Source organism: Polynucleobacter sp. MG-5-Ahmo-C2 (assembly GCF_018687735.1).
In the GTDB taxonomy this organism is placed as follows: Bacteria; Pseudomonadota; Gammaproteobacteria; order Burkholderiales; family Burkholderiaceae; genus Polynucleobacter.
Genome location: NZ_CP061304.1, coordinates 788,645 through 811,150, shown reverse-complemented (window position 1 = coordinate 811,150; position 22,506 = coordinate 788,645). Strand labels below are relative to the sequence as shown.

22 protein-coding genes, 2 tRNA genes and 1 riboswitch are annotated in these 22,506 nt (G+C 47.0%); of the genes, 17 read left to right on the top strand and 7 right to left on the bottom strand.

The window, feature by feature from the left end:
* Nucleotides 1–34: 34 nt before the first annotated feature.
* Nucleotides 35–673 (top strand): GntR family transcriptional regulator, encoded by a 639-nt coding sequence (locus C2740_RS04220; protein WP_215294149.1) that lies wholly within the window; start codon nt 35–37, stop codon nt 671–673.
* 73 nt (nt 674–746) lie between these two features.
* Here C2740_RS04220 and C2740_RS04215 read toward each other — a convergent pair whose 3' ends face one another.
* Nucleotides 747–1,100, bottom strand: coding sequence for a cytochrome c (locus C2740_RS04215; RefSeq protein WP_215294148.1), 354 nt, complete (start codon nt 1,098–1,100; stop codon nt 747–749).
* A 13-nt stretch (nt 1,101–1,113) separates the two neighbouring features.
* The gene (locus C2740_RS04210) at nt 1,114–1,452 is read right to left on the bottom strand and encodes a cytochrome c (RefSeq protein WP_215294308.1); all 339 of its coding nucleotides are present in this window, start codon (nt 1,450–1,452) and stop codon (nt 1,114–1,116) included.
* A gap of 204 nt (nt 1,453–1,656) precedes the next feature.
* Here C2740_RS04210 and C2740_RS04205 point away from each other — a divergent pair, with 204 nt between their 5' ends.
* Nucleotides 1,657–2,121, top strand: coding sequence for a RidA family protein (locus C2740_RS04205; RefSeq protein WP_215294147.1), 465 nt, complete (start codon nt 1,657–1,659; stop codon nt 2,119–2,121).
* On the opposite strand, the gene C2740_RS04200 is transcribed toward C2740_RS04205, so the two are convergent.
* A complete protein-coding gene (locus tag C2740_RS04200) occupies nt 2,118–2,768 on the bottom strand; it encodes an NTP transferase domain-containing protein (protein WP_215294146.1) in 651 nt (216 codons plus the stop codon). The two genes, C2740_RS04205 and C2740_RS04200, sit on opposite strands and share 4 nt — an antisense overlap.
* Nucleotides 2,769–2,823: 55 nt before the next feature.
* Here C2740_RS04200 and C2740_RS04195 point away from each other — a divergent pair, with 55 nt between their 5' ends.
* Nucleotides 2,824–3,792, top strand: a complete 969-nt coding sequence (locus tag C2740_RS04195; RefSeq protein WP_215294145.1) for an XdhC family protein — start codon at nt 2,824–2,826, stop codon at nt 3,790–3,792.
* Between the two features lie 5 nt (nt 3,793–3,797).
* Here C2740_RS04195 and parC read toward each other — a convergent pair whose 3' ends face one another.
* Together parC and C2740_RS04185 are read right to left on the bottom strand one after the other, a co-directional pair.
* Nucleotides 3,798–6,092 (bottom strand): DNA topoisomerase IV subunit A, encoded by a 2,295-nt coding sequence (gene parC, locus C2740_RS04190; protein ID WP_215294307.1) that lies wholly within the window; start codon nt 6,090–6,092, stop codon nt 3,798–3,800.
* 161 nt (nt 6,093–6,253) lie between these two features.
* Complete coding sequence (locus C2740_RS04185; protein ID WP_215294144.1) at nt 6,254–8,242, bottom strand: DNA topoisomerase IV subunit B; 1,989 nt, start codon at nt 8,240–8,242, stop codon at nt 6,254–6,256.
* A gap of 79 nt (nt 8,243–8,321) precedes the next feature.
* Here C2740_RS04185 and C2740_RS04180 point away from each other — a divergent pair, with 79 nt between their 5' ends.
* The 10 genes from C2740_RS04180 to thiE all read left to right on the top strand — a co-directional run bounded on the left by C2740_RS04180 (nt 8,322) and on the right by thiE (nt 17,382).
* Complete coding sequence (locus C2740_RS04180) at nt 8,322–9,542, top strand: CaiB/BaiF CoA-transferase family protein (protein WP_215294143.1); 1,221 nt, start codon at nt 8,322–8,324, stop codon at nt 9,540–9,542.
* 3 nt (nt 9,543–9,545) lie between these two features.
* The gene (locus C2740_RS04175) at nt 9,546–10,778 is read left to right on the top strand and encodes an MFS transporter (RefSeq protein WP_215294142.1); all 1,233 of its coding nucleotides are present in this window, start codon (nt 9,546–9,548) and stop codon (nt 10,776–10,778) included.
* Nucleotides 10,775–10,915 (top strand): hypothetical protein, encoded by a 141-nt coding sequence (locus C2740_RS04170; protein ID WP_215294141.1) that lies wholly within the window; start codon nt 10,775–10,777, stop codon nt 10,913–10,915. Before C2740_RS04175 ends, C2740_RS04170 begins: the two co-directional genes overlap by 4 nt.
* Before the next feature lie 54 nt (nt 10,916–10,969).
* Nucleotides 10,970–11,044 (top strand) — tRNA-Arg (locus tag C2740_RS04165).
* Nucleotides 11,045–11,270: 226 nt separating this feature from the next.
* Entirely contained in the window at nt 11,271–12,113 is an 843-nt protein-coding gene (locus C2740_RS04160; RefSeq protein ID WP_215294140.1) for an NUDIX domain-containing protein, read from the top strand.
* 65 nt (nt 12,114–12,178) lie between these two features.
* Nucleotides 12,179–12,287, top strand: a riboswitch (TPP riboswitch).
* Between the two features lie 70 nt (nt 12,288–12,357).
* Entirely contained in the window at nt 12,358–14,262 is a 1,905-nt protein-coding gene (gene thiC / locus C2740_RS04155; RefSeq protein ID WP_215294306.1) for a phosphomethylpyrimidine synthase ThiC, read from the top strand.
* Nucleotides 14,263–14,279: 17 nt separating this feature from the next.
* Nucleotides 14,280–15,428: an FAD-dependent oxidoreductase gene (locus tag C2740_RS04150; RefSeq protein WP_256440747.1), complete on the top strand. Its 1,149-nt coding sequence runs from the start codon at nt 14,280–14,282 to the stop codon at nt 15,426–15,428.
* Nucleotides 15,419–15,616 (top strand): sulfur carrier protein ThiS, encoded by a 198-nt coding sequence (thiS, locus tag C2740_RS04145; protein ID WP_215294139.1) that lies wholly within the window; start codon nt 15,419–15,421, stop codon nt 15,614–15,616. The genes C2740_RS04150 and thiS overlap by 10 nt, the downstream gene beginning before the upstream one ends.
* Nucleotides 15,617–15,622: 6 nt before the next feature.
* Nucleotides 15,623–16,441 carry a thiazole synthase gene (locus C2740_RS04140; protein WP_215294138.1) on the top strand — a complete coding sequence of 273 codons (819 nt, stop codon included), beginning with the start codon at nt 15,623–15,625 and terminating at the stop codon, nt 16,439–16,441.
* Between the two features lie 17 nt (nt 16,442–16,458).
* On the top strand, nt 16,459–17,382 hold the full coding sequence (thiE, locus tag C2740_RS04135) for a thiamine phosphate synthase (protein WP_215294137.1): 924 nt from the start codon (nt 16,459–16,461) through the stop codon (nt 17,380–17,382).
* A gap of 22 nt (nt 17,383–17,404) precedes the next feature.
* Here thiE and thiD read toward each other — a convergent pair whose 3' ends face one another.
* Entirely contained in the window at nt 17,405–18,289 is an 885-nt protein-coding gene (thiD, locus tag C2740_RS04130; RefSeq protein ID WP_215294136.1) for a bifunctional hydroxymethylpyrimidine kinase/phosphomethylpyrimidine kinase, read from the bottom strand.
* A 21-nt stretch (nt 18,290–18,310) separates the two neighbouring features.
* Between thiD and C2740_RS04125 the strand changes: the two genes are divergently transcribed.
* Nucleotides 18,311–18,386: transfer RNA gene (locus tag C2740_RS04125), tRNA-Asn, on the top strand.
* Nucleotides 18,387–18,440: 54 nt separating this feature from the next.
* Here the strand turns inward: C2740_RS04125 and C2740_RS04120 are convergent.
* Nucleotides 18,441–19,484: an alpha/beta hydrolase gene (locus C2740_RS04120; RefSeq protein ID WP_251369697.1), complete on the bottom strand. Its 1,044-nt coding sequence runs from the start codon at nt 19,482–19,484 to the stop codon at nt 18,441–18,443.
* 157 nt (nt 19,485–19,641) lie between these two features.
* On the opposite strand from C2740_RS04120, the gene C2740_RS04115 reads away from it, so the two are divergent.
* The 3 genes from C2740_RS04115 to C2740_RS04105 are packed head-to-tail and all read left to right on the top strand — an operon-like array spanning nt 19,642 to nt 22,447.
* Nucleotides 19,642–20,961, top strand: a complete 1,320-nt coding sequence (locus C2740_RS04115) for a U32 family peptidase (RefSeq protein ID WP_215294135.1) — start codon at nt 19,642–19,644, stop codon at nt 20,959–20,961.
* 3 nt (nt 20,962–20,964) lie between these two features.
* Nucleotides 20,965–21,504 carry a hypothetical protein gene (locus tag C2740_RS04110; RefSeq protein ID WP_215294134.1) on the top strand — a complete coding sequence of 180 codons (540 nt, stop codon included), beginning with the start codon at nt 20,965–20,967 and terminating at the stop codon, nt 21,502–21,504.
* Nucleotides 21,455–22,447, top strand: coding sequence for a transporter (locus C2740_RS04105; protein ID WP_215294133.1), 993 nt, complete (start codon nt 21,455–21,457; stop codon nt 22,445–22,447). Before C2740_RS04110 ends, C2740_RS04105 begins: the two co-directional genes overlap by 50 nt.
* Nucleotides 22,448–22,506: the final 59 nt, after the last annotated feature.

Sequence of the window (22,506 nt, the reverse complement as noted above, 5' to 3'; positions counted from 1 at the left end):
TTGGAATTTGTCTAGTTATCATGTATTCATAATTATGAATACAAAATTGAATAACAGGCCCTTGTACGAGGATGTAGCTGATCGGCTGCGTGAGCAGATATTTAGCAAACAATTTCCTCCAGGGAGCTGGCTGGACGAACAATCTCTGGCTGAGCAGTACGGAATTAGCAGGACGCCGATGCGAGAAGCAATCAAAGTATTGGCTTCTGAGGGCCTCATAACGATCAAGATGCGCAGAGGCGCCTACGTGACTGAAGTCAATCGGGGTGATTTAGAGCAAATTTTCACGGTGTTATCGCTATTAGAGAGCCAAGCGGCAAAAGAATCCGCCACAAAAGCAACTGAGGATGAGCTAAATCAACTCGACCACCTACACCACCGACTAGAAAAAGCCGCTGCAGACCGAGATATTGAGCAATTCTTTGAAATTAATGGCAAATTTCATGAGTTAATCCAGGAAATTGCCGGCAATCGGTGGATGAATGGCGTTATTGCTGATTTAAGGAAAGTACTCAAATTGCATCGAAAAGATTCTTTGACGAGCACAGGAAGACTACAAGCATCCCTCCTTGAGCATCGAGAAATCCTGCAGGCAATTCTCAAGCGAGATGAATTGGCTGCAGAAGCCGCTATGAGAAAGCACTTCTCTAGAGGCCTGGAAGCACTTAGGTAATATAAAATACCTATAAATAACAAAGGCTTAGAATATTAATCTAAGCCTTTGCTTTATCTACAGCCCAGGGAATTTACTTCTTGACTACAAAGTTTCCTGGTAAGGATGCAATGTAAGCAGCAATATCTTGCAGATCTGCATCGGAGAATACTTGAACTTGTGAACCCATAATCGCATTATTACGACCATATTGTGGATTGCCATTACCTACTTTGTACGCCTTCAAGGCGTAGTAAAGGTAGTCAGGATACTGACCGGCCAGTTTAGGATAAACCGGCAAGATTGGGGCATTCAGGCCAGCGCCGTGGCAAGAAGCACAATTGGCTTTCTCAACTAGTGCCTGACCTTTATCAACGCTAGCAGCATTGGATACGTTAACAAGGCCAATACTCGATAGTAAAACTGCGGTAATTAGTGCAAATTTCATAAACGTGCCTCTATCACTTCAACGGGTTGTTAGGTGAGCTGGCTGTTTGCGCAGCATAGTATTCGCCAAGGTCAGCCATATCTTGATCAGAAAGGCTACCTGCAATGGCGCGCATTGTTGGATGCTTTCGTTCACCCTTCTTGTAAGCCGCTAAGGCGCTAGCGATATAGCCGGCATTTTGACCGCCTAACATTGGAACCTTATAGACCAATGGGTAGTCTGCACGGTAGTCGGGAATTGAGTGACAGCCAACGCAAAGCCATACCCTGGCATTTCCAGCGGCAGCGCTACCTTTTACTTCGTCAGCCTGGGCAGTAAAACCCGTAAGAGCCAAACCAGCAGCAACAAGCATTTGAGGAAGAATTGTTAGTTTTTTCATAGAAATCAGTATTAATAAGTTTGATTTAAATCAATTTGGGAGAGTATAGCGGAGAGACGCTCTTTGGGTCATTGTTTGGCGGATTTGGGCCCCCAGAGTCGATAAAAGCACTGAAAAAAGCAAGGTGAAAGTGCTTCCCGGTAAGATTGATCTTCTACTTAATATGGATTCACAATCATGAGCAACACATACCTTGATCGCCTCAAATCCCTTGGGATTGAGTTGCCCCCAGCGGGACCCCCTGCCGCTGCTTACGTCATGGCCGCTACTACCGGTAATACTGTTTTCTTGTCAGGTCATATTGCCAAGAAAGACGGCAAGCCTTGGGCAGGCAAGTTAGGCAAAGACATGGATACTGAGGCTGGAAAAGCTGCAGCAAGATCGATCGCAATTGATCTCATCGCAACCTTGCAAAATCATTTAGGCTCACTCGGTAAAGTCAAGCGGATTGTAAAAGTCATGGGCTTGGTGAACTCCACAGATCAATACACAGAGCATCATTTGGTGATTAATGGTTGCTCAGAATTACTTGTTGAAGTGTTTGGTGATGCTGGGAAACATGCCCGAAGCGCTTTTGGCGTAGCGCAAATCCCTCTGGGCGCTTGCGTTGAAATTGAATTAATCGCTGAAATTGAAGCCTAAGGGCGCTGTAAAGCAAACCTGCTGATGTCGGCATCGGTATCGACATCAGCAATGTACGCTGGACTTTCTGTTGTGAAGGTTTGCACTAGCGCTGGATGCTGATCTATATAAGATCTACACACCATATTTGGTATCGCCAAGATATCCGCAATCACCTTATATGAAAACACCACGGGATTGCCGCGCTGCTGACCCACCATTGGCAAAACAACTTCTATTTGCTGCGCACGTTGCTCAAATTGTTCAAGTAATGCATCAATTTCAGCGGTGCCTATAAGAGGTTGATCGCACAAAGCCACCAACAACACCTCGTAGTTGGTTGATAGAGATTCGAGACCAAGACGCACCGAAGATGCTTGCCCCGATTCTGGATGGGGATTACGGACGCACTTTATAGGTAAATCGAATTTCTTTTGTATTTCAGCCAACTCGGATTCAATGGGTTGCGCATGAAAACCAGTTACAACCACTAATTCAATTACGGCAAATGTTTTGATTGATTGGCAAAAACGACTTAAGAGGCTTTGAGAATCCTTTTGTAGCAGTGCTTTTGGTATGGAACCCAAGCGACTACCCTCACCTGCGGCAAGCAACAGTACCGCCAAACGAAGATTTGATGAACTAGATTGCAAACCGAAAGATGTCATTAGAGTGATAATAAATAGGAAACTAAAAAAATAAACAATAAAGACAGCACATAGCATGAATAGCACCGATTTAAGCGTCCTCCGCTCTGCCGTCAGCTGGCTTAAAGCTGGCCACTCAGTAGCTATTGCTACGGTAGTGCAAACTTGGGGGTCGGCCCCACGACCTATTGGATCATGGCTTGCCATTCGGGACGATGGTCAGGTAGCAGGTTCGGTATCTGGTGGCTGTGTCGAGGATGACTTAATTCGCCGTGTACAAACGGAAATTCTGACGCGCAACACCCCTGAAATGGTGGTCTATGGCGTTAGCCAGCAAGAAGCTGCGCGCTTTGGTCTGCCATGCGGAGGAACTTTGAGACTGCTGGTTGAGCCCAAACCAGAGCTCACAATTTTGGAACAGCTCCTAGAGCAAATCTCCTCCCACCAAATTAGTCGCCGTACAGTCAATCTCAGTACTGGCAAATCGAGCTTAAGTAGCGGATCTCGCCATGATGAATTTGTTTGCAACGATCAAGAGATGCAAACCACTTACGGCCCACGCTGGCGCATGGTGATCATTGGCGCTGGCCAACTATCGCTCTATACGGCGGACTTTGCACTCGCTTCTGACTTTGAAGTCATTGTGGTCGACCCTCGCGAAGAATATGCAGAAGGCCTAAATCGTGACGATCTTATTTTCCACAAAGGCATGCCTGATGATGTATTGCTGGAAATTGGTGTTGATCCACATACTGCAGTTGTAGCCCTCACGCATGACCCCAAACTTGATGACATGGCGCTGATGGAAGCTTTGAGATCCCCTGCCTTTTATGTTGGCGCATTGGGAAGTCGCAAGAATACACAAAAGCGCAAAGAACGACTTCTAGAGTTTGATCTCAACCGAGAACAAGTCAATAGACTGCATGGTCCAGTAGGGCTTTATATTGGGGCTCTCACCCCACCAGAAATCGCAGTGTCGATTCTGGCGGAGGTAATTGCCGTTAAATACGGCATCAGCGTTCCCAAGAAAAACCAATTGGGCTAGTGCGCCTAATTCGCTTTCAGCTTGCCATCTTTCAGGCGTGGCTCGACAAAGTGACCCTTGCGTGCGCGATTGCCCGCAAACGATTTGAGCGTTTTTGCATCTAGATTCAGTTCTGTTGGCTTTCCTGCTCGACCAGCGCCAGCATAAGTAGCGCCATCAGGACCAACAGCAATTGCAGACGCTAGGAACTCTTTATCATCCAAGCCCATCAGGATCACGCCCTTACCGCCTGTTGGCAAACGCTTGAGTTCATCCAATGGGAATACCAATAATTTAGAGGCCTGCGATAAGCAAGCAACTTGCTTCATACCCATCTTCACTTTTACCGCCCCCAATGGAGCATCACCCGGAACTTTGGCATCAATGCTCACAAAAGATTTACCAGCCTTATTGCGGGTACTCATATCAGAAACGTTAGCCAAGAAACCATAACCCGCTTTAGTGGACAGCAGCACTAAATCATCTGGCTGGCCAGCGTAGTAAGCAACCATTTGTGAGCCAGGGGCCAAATTCACAAAGCTGGTTAATGGCGAACCGTCGCCGCGTGCACCAGGTAATTCGCTCACTGGCACCGTATAGACACGGCCATCACTACCAAAGCCTTGCATCACATCAACTGTACGAACCTCAAAGGTGTCATACATGGCATCACCTGCCTTAAAGCCAAATTGAGTTGGATCATGCTCATGACCTTGACGTACACGCACCCAACCTTTTTGGGAAACGATCACCGTAACCGGTTCATCAATCACTTTGGTTTCTGCGACAGCACGTTTATCCTCCTGAATAAAGGTTCGGCGATCATCACCGAAGTCCTTCATATCAGACTCAATCTCCTTGATGATGCGCTTACGGAGGCTTGCATCACTTTGTAGCAAGCCTTCTAAGTCATCACGCTCCACTTTCAGTGCCTTAAGCTCTTGCTCAATCTTGATCCCTTCAAGTCGCGCTAACTGGCGCAAACGAATATCGAGAATATCTTCAGCCTGACGGTCTGAGAGTTTGAACTCTTTGATCAGGTCAGCTTTCGGTTCATCGCTATTGCGAATAATCTTAATGACCTTGTCTATATTGAGAAGAACGGTTAAGCGCCCTTCCAATATGTGCATCCGATCTTTCACCTTGCCCAAGCGATACTGAGTTCGGCGAGTCACTGTGGCAACTCTAAACTCAACCCACTCCGTCAAAATCTCTTTCAGCCCTTTTTGACGAGGACGACCATCATTGCCGATCATCACCAAGTTCATTGGCGCATTGGACTCTAGTGAGGTATGGGCCAACAAAAGATTAACGAACTCATTAACGTCAATATTTTTACTCTTAGGCTCGAATACCAAACGCACTGCAGCATCCTTACTCGATTCATCACGTACACCATCCAATACATTAAGGATGGTGGACTTCAGATTGTTTTGCTCTGGCGTTAGCGTTTTTTTTCCAACCTTGACTTTTGGATTGGTGATTTCTTCGATCTCTTGCAACACGCGCTGTGATGAGGTTGCCGGCGGCAATTCATTCACAACAATCTGCCATTGGCCGCGGGCTAATTCCTCTACAGACCAGCGAGCGCGCACCTTAATGCTGCCACGACCAGTTTCATAGATCTGTGCAATCTCTGCGGTAGAGGAAATGATTTGTCCTCCGCCCGGGTAATCTGGGCCAGGCATGATGCCGAGCAAATCAGCGGTAGAGAGCTTTGGAGACTTCATCAAAGCAATTGCAGCGCTAGCGACTTCACGTAGATTATGTGACGGAATCTCGGTAGCCATACCAACGGCAATACCAGATGCTCCATTTAAAAGAACAAATGGAAGACGTGCCGGCAGTAACTTGGGCTCCTGAAATGAACCGTCGTAGTTGGGAGCGAAATCGACTGTACCTTCATCGATTTCACTTAATAACAAGCCAGCGATTTTGGTTAAACGTGCTTCTGTATAACGCATTGCAGCAGCGCCGTCGCCATCACGCGAACCAAAGTTACCTTGACCATCAATTAGGGGGTAGCGCAATGAGAAGCTTTGCGCCAAACGAACCAAGGCGTCATAAGCAGATTGATCGCCGTGGGGGTGGAACTTACCAAGCACGTCACCTACAACGCGGGCGCTCTTCACCGGCTTCGCATCAGCACGTAAACCCATTTCACTCATGGAGAACAAAATACGGCGTTGTACTGGCTTCTGCCCATCGGCTACTTCTGGTAGAGCACGACCCTTTACTACACTAATTGCGTAATCAAGATAAGCACGCTCTGCGTAAACGGCCAGGGTCAAACTGTCTTTATTGTCCTCGTTGAGATCCATGGTCTTTGGATCATGCGGATCGTTTGGCCCTTTGGGATTGTTTGTGGCTGTGCTTACTTGAGGAGCATCGTCTACTTCTACGATATCCACCTTCATTGGATTGGAAAATAAATCCGCCTGCTCTGCAGCTGGATTTTTACCTGGTGTTTTCTTCGTTGCCATTAAATGTCTGCCTCAACTTCATTGCCGCGCTCTTCCAGCCAATCACGTCTCGCACCAGATTCGGATTTACCCATCAACATATCCATGGTTTTAAACGTTTCATCTTCCGTCCAAGAGCCCAGTGTTACTGGCAATAAGCGTCGAGTGTCGGGGTTTAAGGTGGTATCCCACAATTGCTCAGCACTCATCTCACCTAAGCCCTTAAAGCGGGAGATTTGCCAAGCGGATTCTTTAACGCCGTCTTTGCGTAATTTATCTTCAATCGCTTGTAACTCGCTTGCGTCTAATGCATAAATCTTTTGCGCTGGTTTCTTACCGCGTGCTGGCGCATCCACCCTGAAGAGTGGCGGCCTAGAAATATGCACATGACCTAGATCAATGAGTTTTGGAAAATGCTTGTAGAACAGTGTTAGCAAAAGCACTTGAATGTGAGCGCCATCGACGTCAGCATCAGACAGAATGCACACCTTGCCATAACGCAAGTTCGATAAATCAGGGTCATCATTTAAGCCATGTGGATCTACGCCGATAGCTACAGCAATATCATGCACTTCATTATTGGCAAATAAGCGATCACGCTCCGCTTCCCAAGTATTGAGAACCTTGCCACGTAATGGCAAGATCGCTTGATATTCTTTGTTCCGACCCATTTTGGCAGAGCCGCCCGCCGAATCACCCTCAACGAGAAAGATTTCATTCATGGCGATATCTTGGCTCTCGCAGTCGGTGAGCTTTCCAGGTAGGACTGCAACACCAGATGACTTCTTCTTCTCCACTTTTTGACCAGCTCTTGTTCTTGCTTGCGCCTGTTTAATCACCAGGTCAGCAAGTTTCCGGCCGTAATCTACATGCTGGTTGAGCCATAGTTCTAATGCAGACTTTGCATAGCCCGAAACCAGACGAACCGCATCGCGAGAATTTAAGCGTTCCTTAATTTGCCCCTGAAATTGAGGATCCAATACTTTGGCAGACAAAATAAAAGATGCGCGAGCGAATACATCTTCGGGCATGAGCTTAACGCCTTTCGGCTGCAAAGCATGCATTTCGATAAAGCCTTTAACAGCATTGAATAGGCCTTCGCGCAAACCACTTTCGTGCGTGCCGCCAGCGGGTGTCGGAATTAAATTAACGTAGCTCTCGCGAACTGGTGCACCATCTTCAGTCCAGCAAACAACCCAAGCAGCCCCCTCACCTTCGGCAAAGGAATCATCTTCACCTGTGCCGGTAGCGTATTGCTCACCTTCAAATGGTGGAATCACTTCTGGGCCATGACCTGCCTGCGCAATCGCTTCATTTAAGTAGCCACGTAGGCCCTGAGCATATTGCCAAGTTTGGCTCTCGCCAGATTTTTCTTGAATGAGTGTCACCTTCACACCAGGCAACAACACTGCCTTTGAGCGTAGGAGGCGCACCAGGTCCGCCATTGGAATGGCTGAACTATCGAAATACTTGCCATCAGGCCAAGCGCGAACGCGTGTGCCATGCGATTTATCTTCTTTAGATGACGGCTTTGTTTTGAGCTTCTCAATCACTTTGCCATCAGCAAAGGTCAAGGTAGAGAGTTGTCCATCACGCCAAACGGTGACTTCTAAACGTTTCGATAACGCATTGGTTACAGAAACACCAACACCATGCAATCCACCTGAGAATGCATATGCACCACCAGAGCCTTTTTCGAACTTGCCGCCAGCGTGCAATTGGGTAAATACAATTTCTACAACAGGAAGTTTTTCAGTGGGATGCATACCCACTGGAATGCCTCGACCATCATCCTCCACGCTCACACTGCCGTCAGCATGCATCGTCACAATAATTTGCTTACCAAATCCACCTAAAGCTTCGTCAGAAGCGTTATCCAAGACCTCCTGGATGATGTGGAGGGGATTATCGGTTCGGGTGTACATTCCCGGCCGTTGACGGACGGGTTCTAGGCCTTTTAGGACCTGAATCGACGATTCGCTGTATTCGGAAGTTTTACGGGTAGCCATGCGCGCAAATTGTAGTCATGTCTGAAGTCTAAGCCGAACTTTTCAAGAATTGCCCTGCCATCCATGCCAAAATCAGGGCATGGGAGCCTTAAGTCATATTCGTGTTTTAGATCTTAGCCGAGTGCTGGCTGGCCCTTGGTGTGCCCAGAACCTGGCCGACCTGGGCGCCGATGTGATCAAAGTTGAGCGTCCCGGGGTCGGAGATGACACCCGTCATTGGGGACCTCCATTTGCCAAAGACGCCAATGGCCAAGAAACCGAAGAATCTGCCTATTTTATTTGCATTAACCGCAATAAACGGTCTATCACGGTAGATATTGCCAAACCCGAAGGTCAGGAAATTATTTGTAAGCTCGCAGCCGAATCCGATGTTGTCATTGAAAACTATAAGGTTGGGGATTTAGCTAAATATGGGCTCGATTATGAGAGCCTCAAAAAAGTGAAGCCTGATTTAATCTATTGCTCCATCACGGGCTTTGGTCAAACTGGTCCCTACGCCCATCGCCCTGGTTACGATTTCATCATCCAAGGCATGGGTGGCTTTATGAGTGTTACGGGTGAAGCCCATGATTTTGAAGGTGCCAGCCCACAAAAATCGGGGGTGGCAATTGCCGATATCTTTACTGGAATGTATGCCTCCTCTGCCATCTTGGCGGCAGTTATTCATCGCGACCACACTGGCGAAGGTCAATACATTGATATGTCTTTGCTCGATACGCAAATTGCCGTAATGGCCAACGTCTCGAGCGCCTACCTCACCTCGGGTGAAGTGCCAAAGCGCTGGGGGAACGCCTCTCCCATCATCGTTCCCTACCAAACCTTCCCAACATCAGATGGCTGGATGATTGTGGCTGCCGGTAATGATGGTCAATTCAGGCATTTCGTCACCGTAGGCGGTGAAGCCCATTTGGCCAATAATCCCTTGTATCTCAATAATCCTCTGCGAGTACAGCATCGTAAGCAATTGATTCCCTTGCTTGAGCAAATGACTCGCAAGAAAAGCAAAGGTGAATGGATTGCATTATTGGAACAAGCCAATGTTCCTTGCGGACCTATTAATGATTTCAAAGAAGTGTTTGAGAATGAGCAAGTCATTTCGCGAAACGTGCAATTGAACGTACAACACCCTACTGTTGGCAATATGAAATTAGTAGCTAGCCCAATGAAGCTTTCTAAAACCCCTACAGAAGTTCGGATGGCGCCCCCCACGCTGGGACAACATACTGACGAGATTTTGCATGAGCGCCTGAAACTAGATGATGATGCAATTAAAACGCTGCACCAAAAAGGAGTCATTTAAACCATGAACATTGCTGCGATCAAGCCATCACTGACCATGAAACAAGTCCTTATTTATGGCGGGCTCATGGTGACACTATCCATGGGCATTCGTCATGGCTTCGGCTTATTTAATTTGCCCATCACCTCGGCCAATGAGTGGGGTAGAGAAACCTTTGCCCTCACTATTGCTTTGCAAAACTTAATTTGGGGTGCCTTTCAGCCCATTACTGGCGCACTGGCTGATCGATATGGCGCATTCAAGATTATGGTGGCTGGCGGCATACTGTATGCACTTGGTTTAGCCGGCATGGCAGTCTCTACCGATATCTTCAACTTCACCGTTGCTGGCGGATTGCTGATTGGTCTAGCGCAAACTGCAACCACTTACAGCGTGGTCTACGGCATCTTAGGTCGCAATGTTCCTGCAGATAAACGCGTTTGGGCGATGGGTATTGCTGCAGCCGCAGGATCCTTTGGTCAATTTCTGATGATTCCGGCTGAGCAAGGTTTATTAAGTGCCTTTGGATCACAAGATGCACTCCTCTTACTAGCATTGATGGCAAGCCTCATGATTCCAACTGCTTTTATGTTGCGTGAGAAAAACTTTGTTCACAATAACAATCTCGGTGATCAAACAATCAAACAGGCTTTAAAAGAAGCTCTTTCTAATCCTAGCTTTCGCTTACTAACCCTGGGCTATTTTGTTTGCGGCTTTCAGGTGGTATTTATTGCGGTTCATCTAGCCCCTTATTTAAAGGATCTTTCTGCAATCTATCCTGCAGTCGGCGCACCTGCAGTAGCGACTACAGCACTTGCACTCATCGGTCTATTTAATATTTTTGGGACCTATAGCGCAGGCATGTTGGGTCAACGTTTTCCAAAGCGCTATCTACTCTCTGGTATTTATTTGGGCAGATCGATTGCCATTATTGGCTTCTTGCTCCTACCATTAAGCCCAATGACCACTTATATCTTTGCAGCCATCATGGGATTCCTGTGGTTATCCACTATCCCGCTCACAAACGGCATTGTTGCGCAGATCTTTGGCGTTAAATACCTTACGATGCTATCGGGTTTAGTGTTCTTTTCGCATCAGCTTGGAAGCTTTTGTGGTGCTTTTCTTGGTGGATACTTGTTTGATCGCACCGGCTCATATTTCATCGTTTGGGAAATTGCCATCGCACTTGGTGTGTTTGCATTTTTGGTGAACTTACCTGTTAAAGAGCGTGCCATCGCTCGCACAGCAAACGCATGAGCAAAAGATTTTCTTTATCGCAATGGCTGTTTTATAGTTTTGCCCTATTGGGCTTGCTACTCATTTTTTCAGCGTACTATGCGCCTGACATGATGGTCGCGGTTACCAATCAAGTTTGGGCGCTTTGTGGTTGGTAATCCGTTTCCATTTCAGAATTCAATCGCCTAGCACAGTTTTATATTTGATACACACTCGCCGTAGCACAATGGATAGTGCACATGCCTCCTAAGCGTGGGATACAGGTTCGATTCCTGTCGGCGGGACCACTAATTTAGTAAAACTTATCCACAGGCAATGTGGATAAATCCACAAAAGTTTTCGTAAGTCGCAGATTTGTATAGAGTGAACTAGCTTGCTTAAATAATTAGCAGCTGCTTCATCTGGATTTGCTGCGCATGCAGATGGAAATTTATTTTTATTCTCTGCAAACTTTTATGCTATGAGTAATTGACAAACACCCGAAGACTGGTCGGTTACCTTAAACTCCAATGTATGACTAGCTTATCTACCAGCACACTCGCCGCCCTCGAGGAAATGCTTCAAAACACGGCGCGCTCTGCGCCCGTCGACTTTATGCCAATTCATCTTTTTAGAGGCCCTGAGGGTGAACAGGTGATTGGCCACTTAAATCCAGAATTTATCCCGTATCTTCAAGAGTCTCTTAAAAAAGAGCCTATTCCCCTCATCTCCATTGGAAATGATTGCCTCACTATCCGCTTAGCTCGCCCTGTAGATTTATCTGCCAGCCTTTATAAACTGGCTGACAAAATGCGGGCAGGTGGTTTTATCCCTGGTTGGCGCAACGAAGATTTTGCTTGGATCGATCAAAATGGGCATAAGTACTTTCGTTTAGAGCGTGCAGCATTTCGTAGCTTTGGGTTTCGCAGCACAGCAGCCCATATCAATGGCTATACACAATCGGGTTTGCTGTGGTTGGGTAGACGCAGTGAAACAAAGGCTACCGATCCTGGCCTGTTAGACAACATTGCTGCAGGCGGTATTTCTGCTGATGAGACACCTTGGATTTGTGCAAAACGCGAACTATGGGAAGAGGCTGGTGTACCCACCCATATTGCAGATCAAGTTGAACCAGTTGCTCGCATCCATATGCGCCGCCCAATTGCTGGTCGCGGCTTTCATGATGAGCAACTCTATGTTTATGACTTGGAGCTGCCGAATAACTTTGTGCCCACTAATCATGATGGTGAAGTCAGTGGCTTTATTGAGATATCCCTAGCTGAAGCAGCCGCCCGAATCCTAGCCGATGAATTTACGAGCGACGCCGCATTTGTAACGGCTGACTACATTTTGCGACGCAATAAATACGGCTTCTAGGCCTATTTGAGCCTCTTGATTGAGGTCATGCCTCTAAACTGAATTTCGTGGTTAAATCCATAATAAGGATGAAACAGGGGTGCCCTCTAGAGCAGAATCTGCCTAGAGGCGCTGAGAAAGACCCTAGAACCCGATCCAGGTAATGCTGGCGTGGGGAGTTACATCAGACCGACACCCGGTTTCGTCCATCTAAAACAGTGAGGAGATGGACGTGAGTAAAGAGAATCAAAAAACCAAACATGAAATTCCAAGCTTAAAAAGTTTAGAGCGTGACTTTGGTCAAAAATTTGCATACCCTGCATCTACAAAGACCTATCTACAAGGTTCACGCCCGGATGTGAAGGCTCCGATTCGCATGATCGAGCAATTGCCTACACGTGTTGGTGAAGAGATGATGCCTAATCCACCGGTACCTGTTTATGACACTTCAGGGCCTTATAGCGATCCAGAAATCGTGATCAATCTTGAAAAAGGTTTGCCAAGACTGCGTGAGACTTGGATTACTGAACGTAAGGACACCGTTCAACTCGCTGGCCCGAGCTCTGAGTATGGCGTTGCGCGCTCTGAAGATGAAGCAACCCAAAACTTACGCTTCTCACATATCAGTGCCCCTAGGGTTGCTAAAGCCGGCAGCAATGTCAGTCAGATGTATTACGCTCGCCAAGGGATCGTTACTCCAGAAATGGAATACGTAGCTCTCCGCGAATCTATGGGCCTAGAGCAACTGCGCAAGGATCCTGCATATAAACAACTTTTAAAGCAACATCCTGGTAAGTCTTATGGTGCCAACCTACCGGATATCGTTACCGGTGAATTTGTCCGCTCTGAAATTGCTGCGGGTCGAGCGATCATTCCCGCGAACATCAATCACCCTGAATTAGAACCCATGATTATTGGTCGTAATTTCCGTGTGAAGATTAACGGCAACTTGGGTAACTCTGCAGTCACCTCCTCAATAAATGAGGAAGTAGAAAAAATGGTGTGGTCGATTCGTTGGGGTGCAGACACCATCATGGATCTTTCTACCGGCAAACATATTCATGAAACCCGTGAGTGGATTATTCGCAACTCACCAGTGCCAATTGGTACCGTGCCTATTTATCAAGCCCTAGACAAAACTGGCGGTATTGCAGAAGATCTCACCTGGGAAATGTTCCGGGATACTTTGGTGGAGCAAGCTGAGCAAGGTGTGGATTACTTCACCATTCATGCAGGTGTATTGCTGCGCTACGTACCGCTCACTGCAGATCGCATCACCGGTATTGTGTCTCGCGGTGGATCGATCATGGCGAAGTGGTGCTTAGCGCATCACAAAGAGAACTTCCTGTATACCAAGTTTGATGAGATCTGCGAGATCATGAAAGCCTATGACGTGTCATTCAGTCTAGGTGATGGTTTACGGCCAGGCTGTATTGCAGACTCTAATGATGCTGCCCAGTTTGGTGAACTCCATACCTTGGGTGAACTGACTGCTAAAGCCTGGAAGCATGATGTTCAAGTCATGATTGAAGGCCCTGGTCACGTTCCAATGCAACGCATTGAAGAAAATATGACTGAAGAGCTCAAGCATTGCTTAGAAGCCCCTTTCTATACCCTTGGACCATTGATCACCGATATTGCTCCTGGCTACGATCACATCACCAGCGGTATTGGTGCTGCCCAAATTGGTTGGTACGGTACAGCGATGCTTTGCTATGTGACGCCTAAAGAGCACTTAGGCCTCCCTGATAAGGAAGATGTTCGTGAGGGCATCATCACTTATAAGATTGCTGCACATGGCGCTGACTTAGCCAAAGGTTTGCCTGGCGCACAAGTTCGCGATAATGCTCTGTCTAAAGCGCGTTTTGAGTTCCGCTGGGAAGACCAATTTAATCTTGGTCTGGATCCAGAGCGTGCCCGTGAATACCACGATGCAACCTTGCCTGCCGAGGGCGCCAAGATCGCTCACTTTTGCTCCATGTGCGGACCGAAGTTCTGCTCGATGAAGATCACCCAAGAAGTGCGTGACTACGCTGCAACACTCGATGCTGATGGCAACCCAAAAGCAAAAGTCATTCCGATCACCGCAGAAGCATCTTCAGATCCAGCAAAAGGCATGGAAGAAATGTCGGCAGAGTTTCGTAAGCGTGGCAGCGAAATTTATCAGTAAGTACATCTGAGCAGATTGTGAATAGCGCATCCTTCTCGCACAGCAAATACGCGATTGTCGGTGGCGGCCTAATGGGCCGTTTACTGGCAGTCTCACTTGCCCAGCGTGGTGCTGAAGTAGATCTTTTTGACAAAGGACACTCAGATGCGAGTGGTGCTGCTGCCAGAATTGCTGCAGCCATGCTAGCCCCGCTGGCAGAATCGGTTATTACTGAAGATTCGGTTGTCCGTATGGGCATTCATAGTCTGCCGCGTTGGAAAGAATTGATCAATCAATTATCAGCGCCAGTATTTATCCAACAAGATGGCACATTGATTTTGTGGCATCGGCAAGATGCTAGTGATGCTGAGCGGTTTACTGCACACCTGGAGCGCAACTGCCGCAATAACGCGTCACTACAACTTCCGCAGAAACTGAATAATGAAGCAATACGTGATCTTGAGCCTGGTGTTGCGGCTCGATTCACACAAGGCTTGTTTTTACCTAATGAGGGGCAACTTGATAATCGCCAGCTTTTAGATGCGCTTCTGATTGAGTTGAATAATCTGAAGGTTCATTGCCACTGGAATACCGAAGTTAATCCAGACGATCTGCGTAAAGATGATTCTTACCAAGCCGTGATCGACTGTCGTGGTACGGGCGCTAAGAATGCTTGGGTCGCGAATAGTAACAATACCTTACGGGGTGTACGCGGTGAAGTTGTGCGCTTATATGCTCCTGAAGTCAAACTCAAGCGCCCTACCCGTTTGATTCATCCGCGCTATCCAATCTATATTGCCCCCAAAGAAAAAGACATTTACGTGGTTGGTGCAACCGAAATCGAATCAGACGATCTGTCCGAGATGAGCGTGCGTTCGGCCATGGAATTACTGAGTGCCGTCTATACCGTTCACAGTGGTTTTGCAGAGGCTCGTATTCTGGAAATGGCAACACAGTGCCGTCCAACCCTGAAAAACAATCTTCCAGAAATTAGAATGCGCAAAGATCAAGGGCTTTCTGATTTGATCATGATCAATGGCTTATATCGCCATGGTTTTATGATTGCCCCAGCCATTCTAGATTGCGCTCTAGAGCTTCTAGCGTCTGGTGACAGCAATACCGCTTTAGACTTAGGCCTGAACATTAGCAAGGAAGCCAGCAATCGAGAGGCTAGCTTATGCGCGTGATCGTGAACCAAGTGGAGTATCAAGTTCCCAATCAGAGCATGATCACTGATGTACTTGCTTTGGTTGATGCTAAGCCACCCTATGCTGTGGCCGTAAATCTGAATTTTGTTCCCAAGAACAAGCATGGAGAATTTCTTCTGAATGAGAATGACCAGGTTGAGGTAATCGCTCCTGTGACAGGTGGTTAAAGAGTCATGACAGTACCTTTACCGAATAATCTCAATAGTGCTGACGCTTTGGTTCTTTATGGTGAGAGCTTTGCTAGCCGTTTATTGCTAGGCACCTCTCGCTACCCCTCTCCACAAGTTTTAGAGAATGCGGTGCAAGCTTCTAATCCAGCAATGATTACTGTGAGTTTGCGTCGCCAAGGCACATCAACTACTGAGGCGCATAGTGGCTTTTGGGATCTTCTTAAAAAGATGGCTGTGCCCGTCTTGCCAAATACAGCAGGCTGTCATAGCCCACAAGAAGTGATTACTACCGCACAGATGGCACGCGAGGTTTTTGAAACAAATTGGATTAAGCTGGAACTGATTGGTGATGACTACACCTTGCAGCCAGACACTCTGCGTTTGGTTCAAACCGCTGAGACTTTAATTAAAGATGGTTTCAAAGTATTACCCTATTGCACTGAAGATTTAATTTTGTGCCAGCGCTTAGTCGATGTTGGTTGCCAGGCAGTCATGCCTTGGGCGGCACCAATAGGAACTGGTCGGGGACCCTTAAATCCCTATGCCATGAAGCTATTGCGTGCCCGCCTGAAAGTGCCGCTACTAGTAGATGCGGGTCTTGGTCTCCCATCCCATGCTTGTACTGTGATGGAATGGGGATTTGACGGGGTTCTATTAAATACGGCAGTTGCGCTTGCAGAAGATCCGGTCGTAATGGCCAAAGCGTTTGGCATGGCAGTAGATGCAGGGCGGGCCGCTTATTTATCTGGGGCCATGAAGCCGCAAGAATCTGCTCAAGCAAGTACGCCATTAGTCGGAACTCCTTTTTGGCATCAGAGTTAATTCACTAGACTAAGAATATGAGCCTCATTCGGGACCTTGCTGATCAAATCATTGCAGCCCATTGCAATGAGGATTTGTGTATTCCGATGCCGCAATTTACCCCTAGCCATCCTCCACCCCGAATCGATAATGAAGCAGCAGCCGATCACTATGAACTGGCCGGCGCTCTTGCTGCAATCAATATGGGTTTTATTGAATCCGATGCCAAAGTATTGGGTAAGGCATGGTCTCGCATGGCACAAGGTGATGGTGGGTTTAATGCCCTGAAGTGGCCCAATAGACCAGAGCATTTTGATTTATTGCCGTGGACTCGCAATATGAATCCCAATGCTTTTGCAGAATGCCCAAAGCGCTTAGGTTTATATGGTGTGATGCCTGATGCCGATTGGGTAAAGCGCATGGTAGATGCTGAACTTCCGACTGTCCAACTCCGCTTTAAATCTGAAGACAAATTCAACATCAGAAAACAAATTAGAGAAGCGGTCGAGGCAGCTAAAGATAGCAAAACACTGCTCTTCATTAATGATTATTGGGAGCAAGCAATCGATGCGGGTGCCTATGGTGTGCACCTGGGTCAAGAAGATATGACAACTGCCAATTTGGATGAAATTCGTGCATCTGGTCTGCGTTTGGGTTTGAGTACCCATGGTTATGCAGAGATGATTTATGCAGATCGCTTTTGCCCTAGCTATATTGCAATGGGAGCAGTCTTCCCAACCAATTTAAAGAAGATGGCTACTGCGCCACAAGGTTTAGGACGCCTGTATCAATATGCCAAACTGATGAGTCACTATCCATTGGTCGCCATTGGCGGCATTGATCAAGATAGCATTCGGGCGGTGGCTAAAAGTGGTGTTGGCTCCGTAGCGGTTGTGCGCGCCATTACCCAAGCGAAAGATCCCAAGGCTGCTGTAAGGTACTTACAAGAGTTAATGCAGTAGTCCGCAATGATCTAAAAAGCGATTAGCACTTCCCTTTTTCATCCAACAAAGCTGTTGGGTAGAAATCGTGCATATGCCATAGGGGACCCGGACCCTCACCAATACTTAAGAAGCGCCCCGCCTCTAATCCCGCTTCTACGAAGGCAATTGCTTTTGCTACTGCATGACTCAAATCATGGCGATCAGCCAGGTAGGTTGCAATTGCAGATGCTAACGAACAACCCGTGCCATGGGTATTGAGGGTATTGACCCGATAGTGTTTGAATTCTTTTGACTGAATTACTTCGAGTCCATCTTCAATCGTTTTCCACATCAAAAAATCCGTGATTTGCGTATGCGTAGCGTCGAGGTGCCCCCCTTTAATTAAGACTGCTTGTGGGCCCATCGCCAGCAATTCTTGTGCTGCTTTTTTGAAATCATTCGCACCATGAATATCGCGACCTAAAAGCAAAGATGCCTCATCCATATTTGGAGTAATCAATGTTGCCATCGGAAATAGTTCCGCAATCATGGCTTGAGCTGTGTCATCACCACCAAGACTTGCTCCTGAGGTGGCACGCAATACGGGATCTAGAACAATCCTTTTAACGTCATGACGGCGCAATGCTTTGGCTACCGTTTGCACAATTTCTGGGCTGGCCAGCATTCCAATTTTGACAATATCCGCCCCGATATCAAACAGGACGGCATCAATTTGGGCTGCAACAACATTCTGATCCACATCCTGAATACGTGTGACCCCTAGGGTGTTTTGAGCCGTAATAGCGGTGATCACAGACATGCCATAAGCCCCAAGAGCGGTGATGACCTTAAGATCAGCCTGCAAGCCCGCCCCACCGCCGCTGTCTGAGCCAGCAATAGTCATTACTCTGGGGATCTGTACGGATGTAGGAAGTAGTGAGCGCATCTTGCTATAATATCGGCTTATTCCTCGATAGCTCAGTCGGTAGAGCGCCGGACTGTTAATCCGTAGGTCCCTGGTTCGAGCCCAGGTCGAGGAGCCAAATAAGCAAAGCCCCTAGAGTACTCTAGGGGCTTTTTTGTTTTGGGATCGGTGCTTATTTCTCGGGCTTGAAATTGCTATCCAAGAACTCCTGAACCCCTGCAAACATCAACATTCTGTTCTTTTCCATGATGATGGTGTGAGTACCTTCACTAATTTGCAACATGATTTTGTATGGGGCATTTTCTAGCTTGGTGAAATACTCATAGAGCATATAGCTGGGCAAGTCTGCATCCCACTCTGCATGCACTAGCATGACTGGCACACGGATATTTTTAGGTTCGTATACCGGAATACCAGCTGTCCAGAATTCACGAGCGTCTTGAACGGTACCGTTAGGTGCCCTGAGTTTTTTTGGCGTTTGTGTTCTTCCCCATGGGTCTGTATCAAAAGTTGCTTCTGCCCACTTCTCAAACCAACCCTGCGGAATCAGAGTCGCTTTAGCATTCTCAGGAACACCGGTGAGCCAACGATTTTTAGCATCGGTCATCGAGGCAACTCGATAGGCGCCTAATTGGCCGCCTTTATCCGTTAATGGCGCTCCGCCTTGACGTAACCATTGTGGCGCATAGAGCACTAATTTATTGACCTTCTCGTTATTCTCGGTGGTGTACTTGCCCATGATGGTTGTACCCCAAGACCAGCCAAGGAGATTAATCTTACTGATATTGCGTTTCTTGAGGATGTAGTCAACTGCACTAGATACATCCTTTACCGCTGTATCTGTTCTCACAATTGGCGCATTTTGGTCAGCAGGCTGATCCATCTCAGGAGGACGAGTAGATTTGCCATAGCCTCGAAGATCAACTAGCCAGACGTCATAACCTCTTGCCGCCATGTACTCCATCCATGAAGTTCCGCCCAGCGATAAGTCAAAGGCGGTCTCTGCTGGATAGGTTGAGCCGTGAACATAAAGCAAGGTTTTCTCGGCAGTGAATTTCTTCATGCCAGCTAGATGCTTATTGCGCACGTACAAAGAAATACCTGGAGTGTCACTTGGCACCATGTACTCGTTCATTTGAATCTTTCCAGCGGCAAATGCTTGGCCGAGGCATAAACAAGAAATTAGCGCTACTAGTGTGCGTGCTATCAATTTCACTTCATCTCCTTTTGGGCTGATGCCCTTATGTCTATTTTGTTTGGCCAATATAGCATTGCCTTGGCTCTCCTAAGAGTGGAAATCCTCATTTTTAGGTGTTTTCACTAGCCATCTGCGCCAAAACCCAAAACCTGCCAAGGGCTTTAAAATAACTGCTATGACTAAGACCCCTGAACTTCTAGCCCCTGCAGGCAGCATTTCGATGTTGCAAACCGCTTTTGAATTCGGAGCGGATGCGATTTATGCTGGCCAGCCTCGCTATTCTTTGCGGGTTCGCAATAACGACTTCGGCAAGATCGAAGTACTCAAACAAGGTATTGATACTGCGCATAATTTGGGCAAGAAGTTTTACTTGGTTTCAAATTTACTGCCACACGGTGCAAAGACGCGCACATACATTAAAGATATGTCGCCAGTTGTAGATTTGAAACCCGATGCCCTGATCATGTCTGATCCCGGTTTGATCATGATGGCTAGAGAAGCATGGCCGGATATGCCGATTCATTTATCAGTGCAAGCCAATACAGTCAACGGTGCTTCCGCTAAGTTCTGGCGCTCTGTTGGAATTAGCCGAGTGATTTTGTCTCGCGAGCTTTCTTTTGACGAGATTGAGGAAGTGCGTCAAGATTGTCCTGAAATGGAGCTCGAAGTATTTGTTCATGGTGCTTTGTGTATTGCTTACTCTGGCCGCTGCCTCTTGTCTGGCTATATGTCTCATCGCGATTCCAATCAAGGTGCGTGCACCAATGCCTGTCGCTGGGATTACAAGGTCAAACCAGGGCAGCAAAATACTAGTGGTGACGTTGTGCTTCTTCAAGAGGCCCGTCGTCCTGATGAATTAATGCCGATGGAAGAAGATGAGCATGGCACCTACATCATGAACTCTAAAGACTTGCGCGCTGTTGAGCATATCGAGAGATTAACGAAGATGGGTGTCGACTCATTCAAGATTGAAGGTCGCACGAAGTCACCCTATTACGTATCACGTACATGCCAAGCTTATCGCTCAGCAATTGATGATGCGGTCGCAGGCAGACCCTTTAATACAACCTTGCTTGGCAATTTAGAAGGTCTTGCGAATCGTGGTTATACCGATGGCTTTTATGAGCGTCATCACGATAAGGAATACCAACTCTATATGAGAGGCCACTCTCTTTCTGGTAGAAGTTTGTATGTTGGCGAAACTCTGGATATTGATTCGGCCTCTGGCCGCGTCAAAGTGGATGTCAAAAACCGCTTCTCAGTTGGCGACAAACTAGAAATCATCGAACCTCAAGGCAACCAAGACATTGTTTTAGATGCCATGTGGAATATGGCTGGCGAGCCAATCGATGTTGCCCCCGGTTCTGGTCACTTTGTTTGGATCAAGTTACCGCTGCAGAGTAAACATGCCTTTATTGCCCGCTATACCCATGAGCCAGCCCCTGTAGAGACTGCCTCTGCTTGCTCTAGTGGTGAATCTTGCTGTAATGCTTAACTGATGATTACACCCGGAAGCACCACAGGTCATTTACCAGGCATCAAAGAAAAAATGCTGGCTGAAGCCAAAAAAGCCTTTGCGCTCACACTGTATTTTGGAGCCTGGTTCTGCGCCCTTGCTTTTTTAGGTGCCACCTCTTTAGATGAACGCCCCATTCCTTTAAGCATATTTGGAATTGCCATAATTAAAGCAGGCTTATGCGCCAAATTTATGTTGATTGCGCAAGCGATCTTCCCGATCAATATTAATAAATCCAATGGCATCATCAAATCCCTTTTGCTTGAATCGATTTTTTACATCTTTGTTGTTCTAGCCCTGAACTACATTGAGGCTGGTATTGAAGGTCTCATGCATGGTAAAAACTTTATTGATTCCATGTCGGCGTTTGGACAGAAAAATCCGTTGAAAGTACTGGCAATGACTATTGTCTACTGGTTAATTGTCTGGCCCTATTTAGTCTTAGTCGGAATGAAGTTGGCCCTAGGTACCAATGCAACTGTCACCATTTTGTTCGGTAGAAAAAATTCTGTTGGTCAATAGTTTTTTGAAGTTGCTTGCGTTTCTTAAGTTGCTTAAGTTACTGAAGTTACTTGAGTCATTTTCATTGGTCTCATTTTCTAGAAATCTATTTTGGGCTTTTACTCTAGGTCTTTTATCTAGCAGTATTCACGCTCAAGAAATTGAGGCTCGCGCATATTCCAATGCACCGATTGGTATTACCTTTATTACGGGCGGTATTGCTCAAGCTAAAAGCGGCTCATACAAAATCACTACTGAAGCAATAAGCTTGACCCATATCCTGGATGTTGCAGGTCAATCCGGCAGGCTTTCCCTGGTGCTTCCTTATGCTGAATTATCTGGCACAGGTACCGCAAATGGCCAAGTGATCAATGCATCTGCCGAAGGTCTTTCAGACCCTATGATTAAGGCCTCCGTCAATCTGTATGGCGCACCCGCTTTGGCGGCAAGTGAGTTTAAGAATTATCAACAAGACCTCATTATTGGCGCAAGTCTTGCTGCATCCATTCCATGGGGCAAATACAACAGTGATCAAATGGTCAACGTTGGCGGCAATCGGACAGTCATTCAGCCGGGCGTTGGGGCCTCTAAAGCAGTTGGTCCATGGCGCTTAGAATTGGCTGGCATGGCATCGATTTATACGAGCAATGCCAATTACATGGGCAATAACACCCTCTCCCAAAACCCGGTGTATTCCACAGAAACCCATGTAATTTATTACTTCCCCAATACCGCTTGGATATCAGCGGATGCCACCTACTTCTTTGGTGGCCAAACCTACGTCAATGGCACGGCGGTGAACGGCTCGCAAGAAAATTGGCGATTTGGCAGCACGATTTCTTATCCGGTTGATAAACACAATGCCATTCGCCTCACCGGCAGTACTGGTGTCTATTCTCGTACTAATACAAGTTATGACATGCTGGGTATTTCTTGGCAATACCGCTGGGGCGGCGGCTTGTAGGCGTGGTCATGATTGCATGACTACAATTAGCCCTTACAGAGCATTTATACAAATCATTC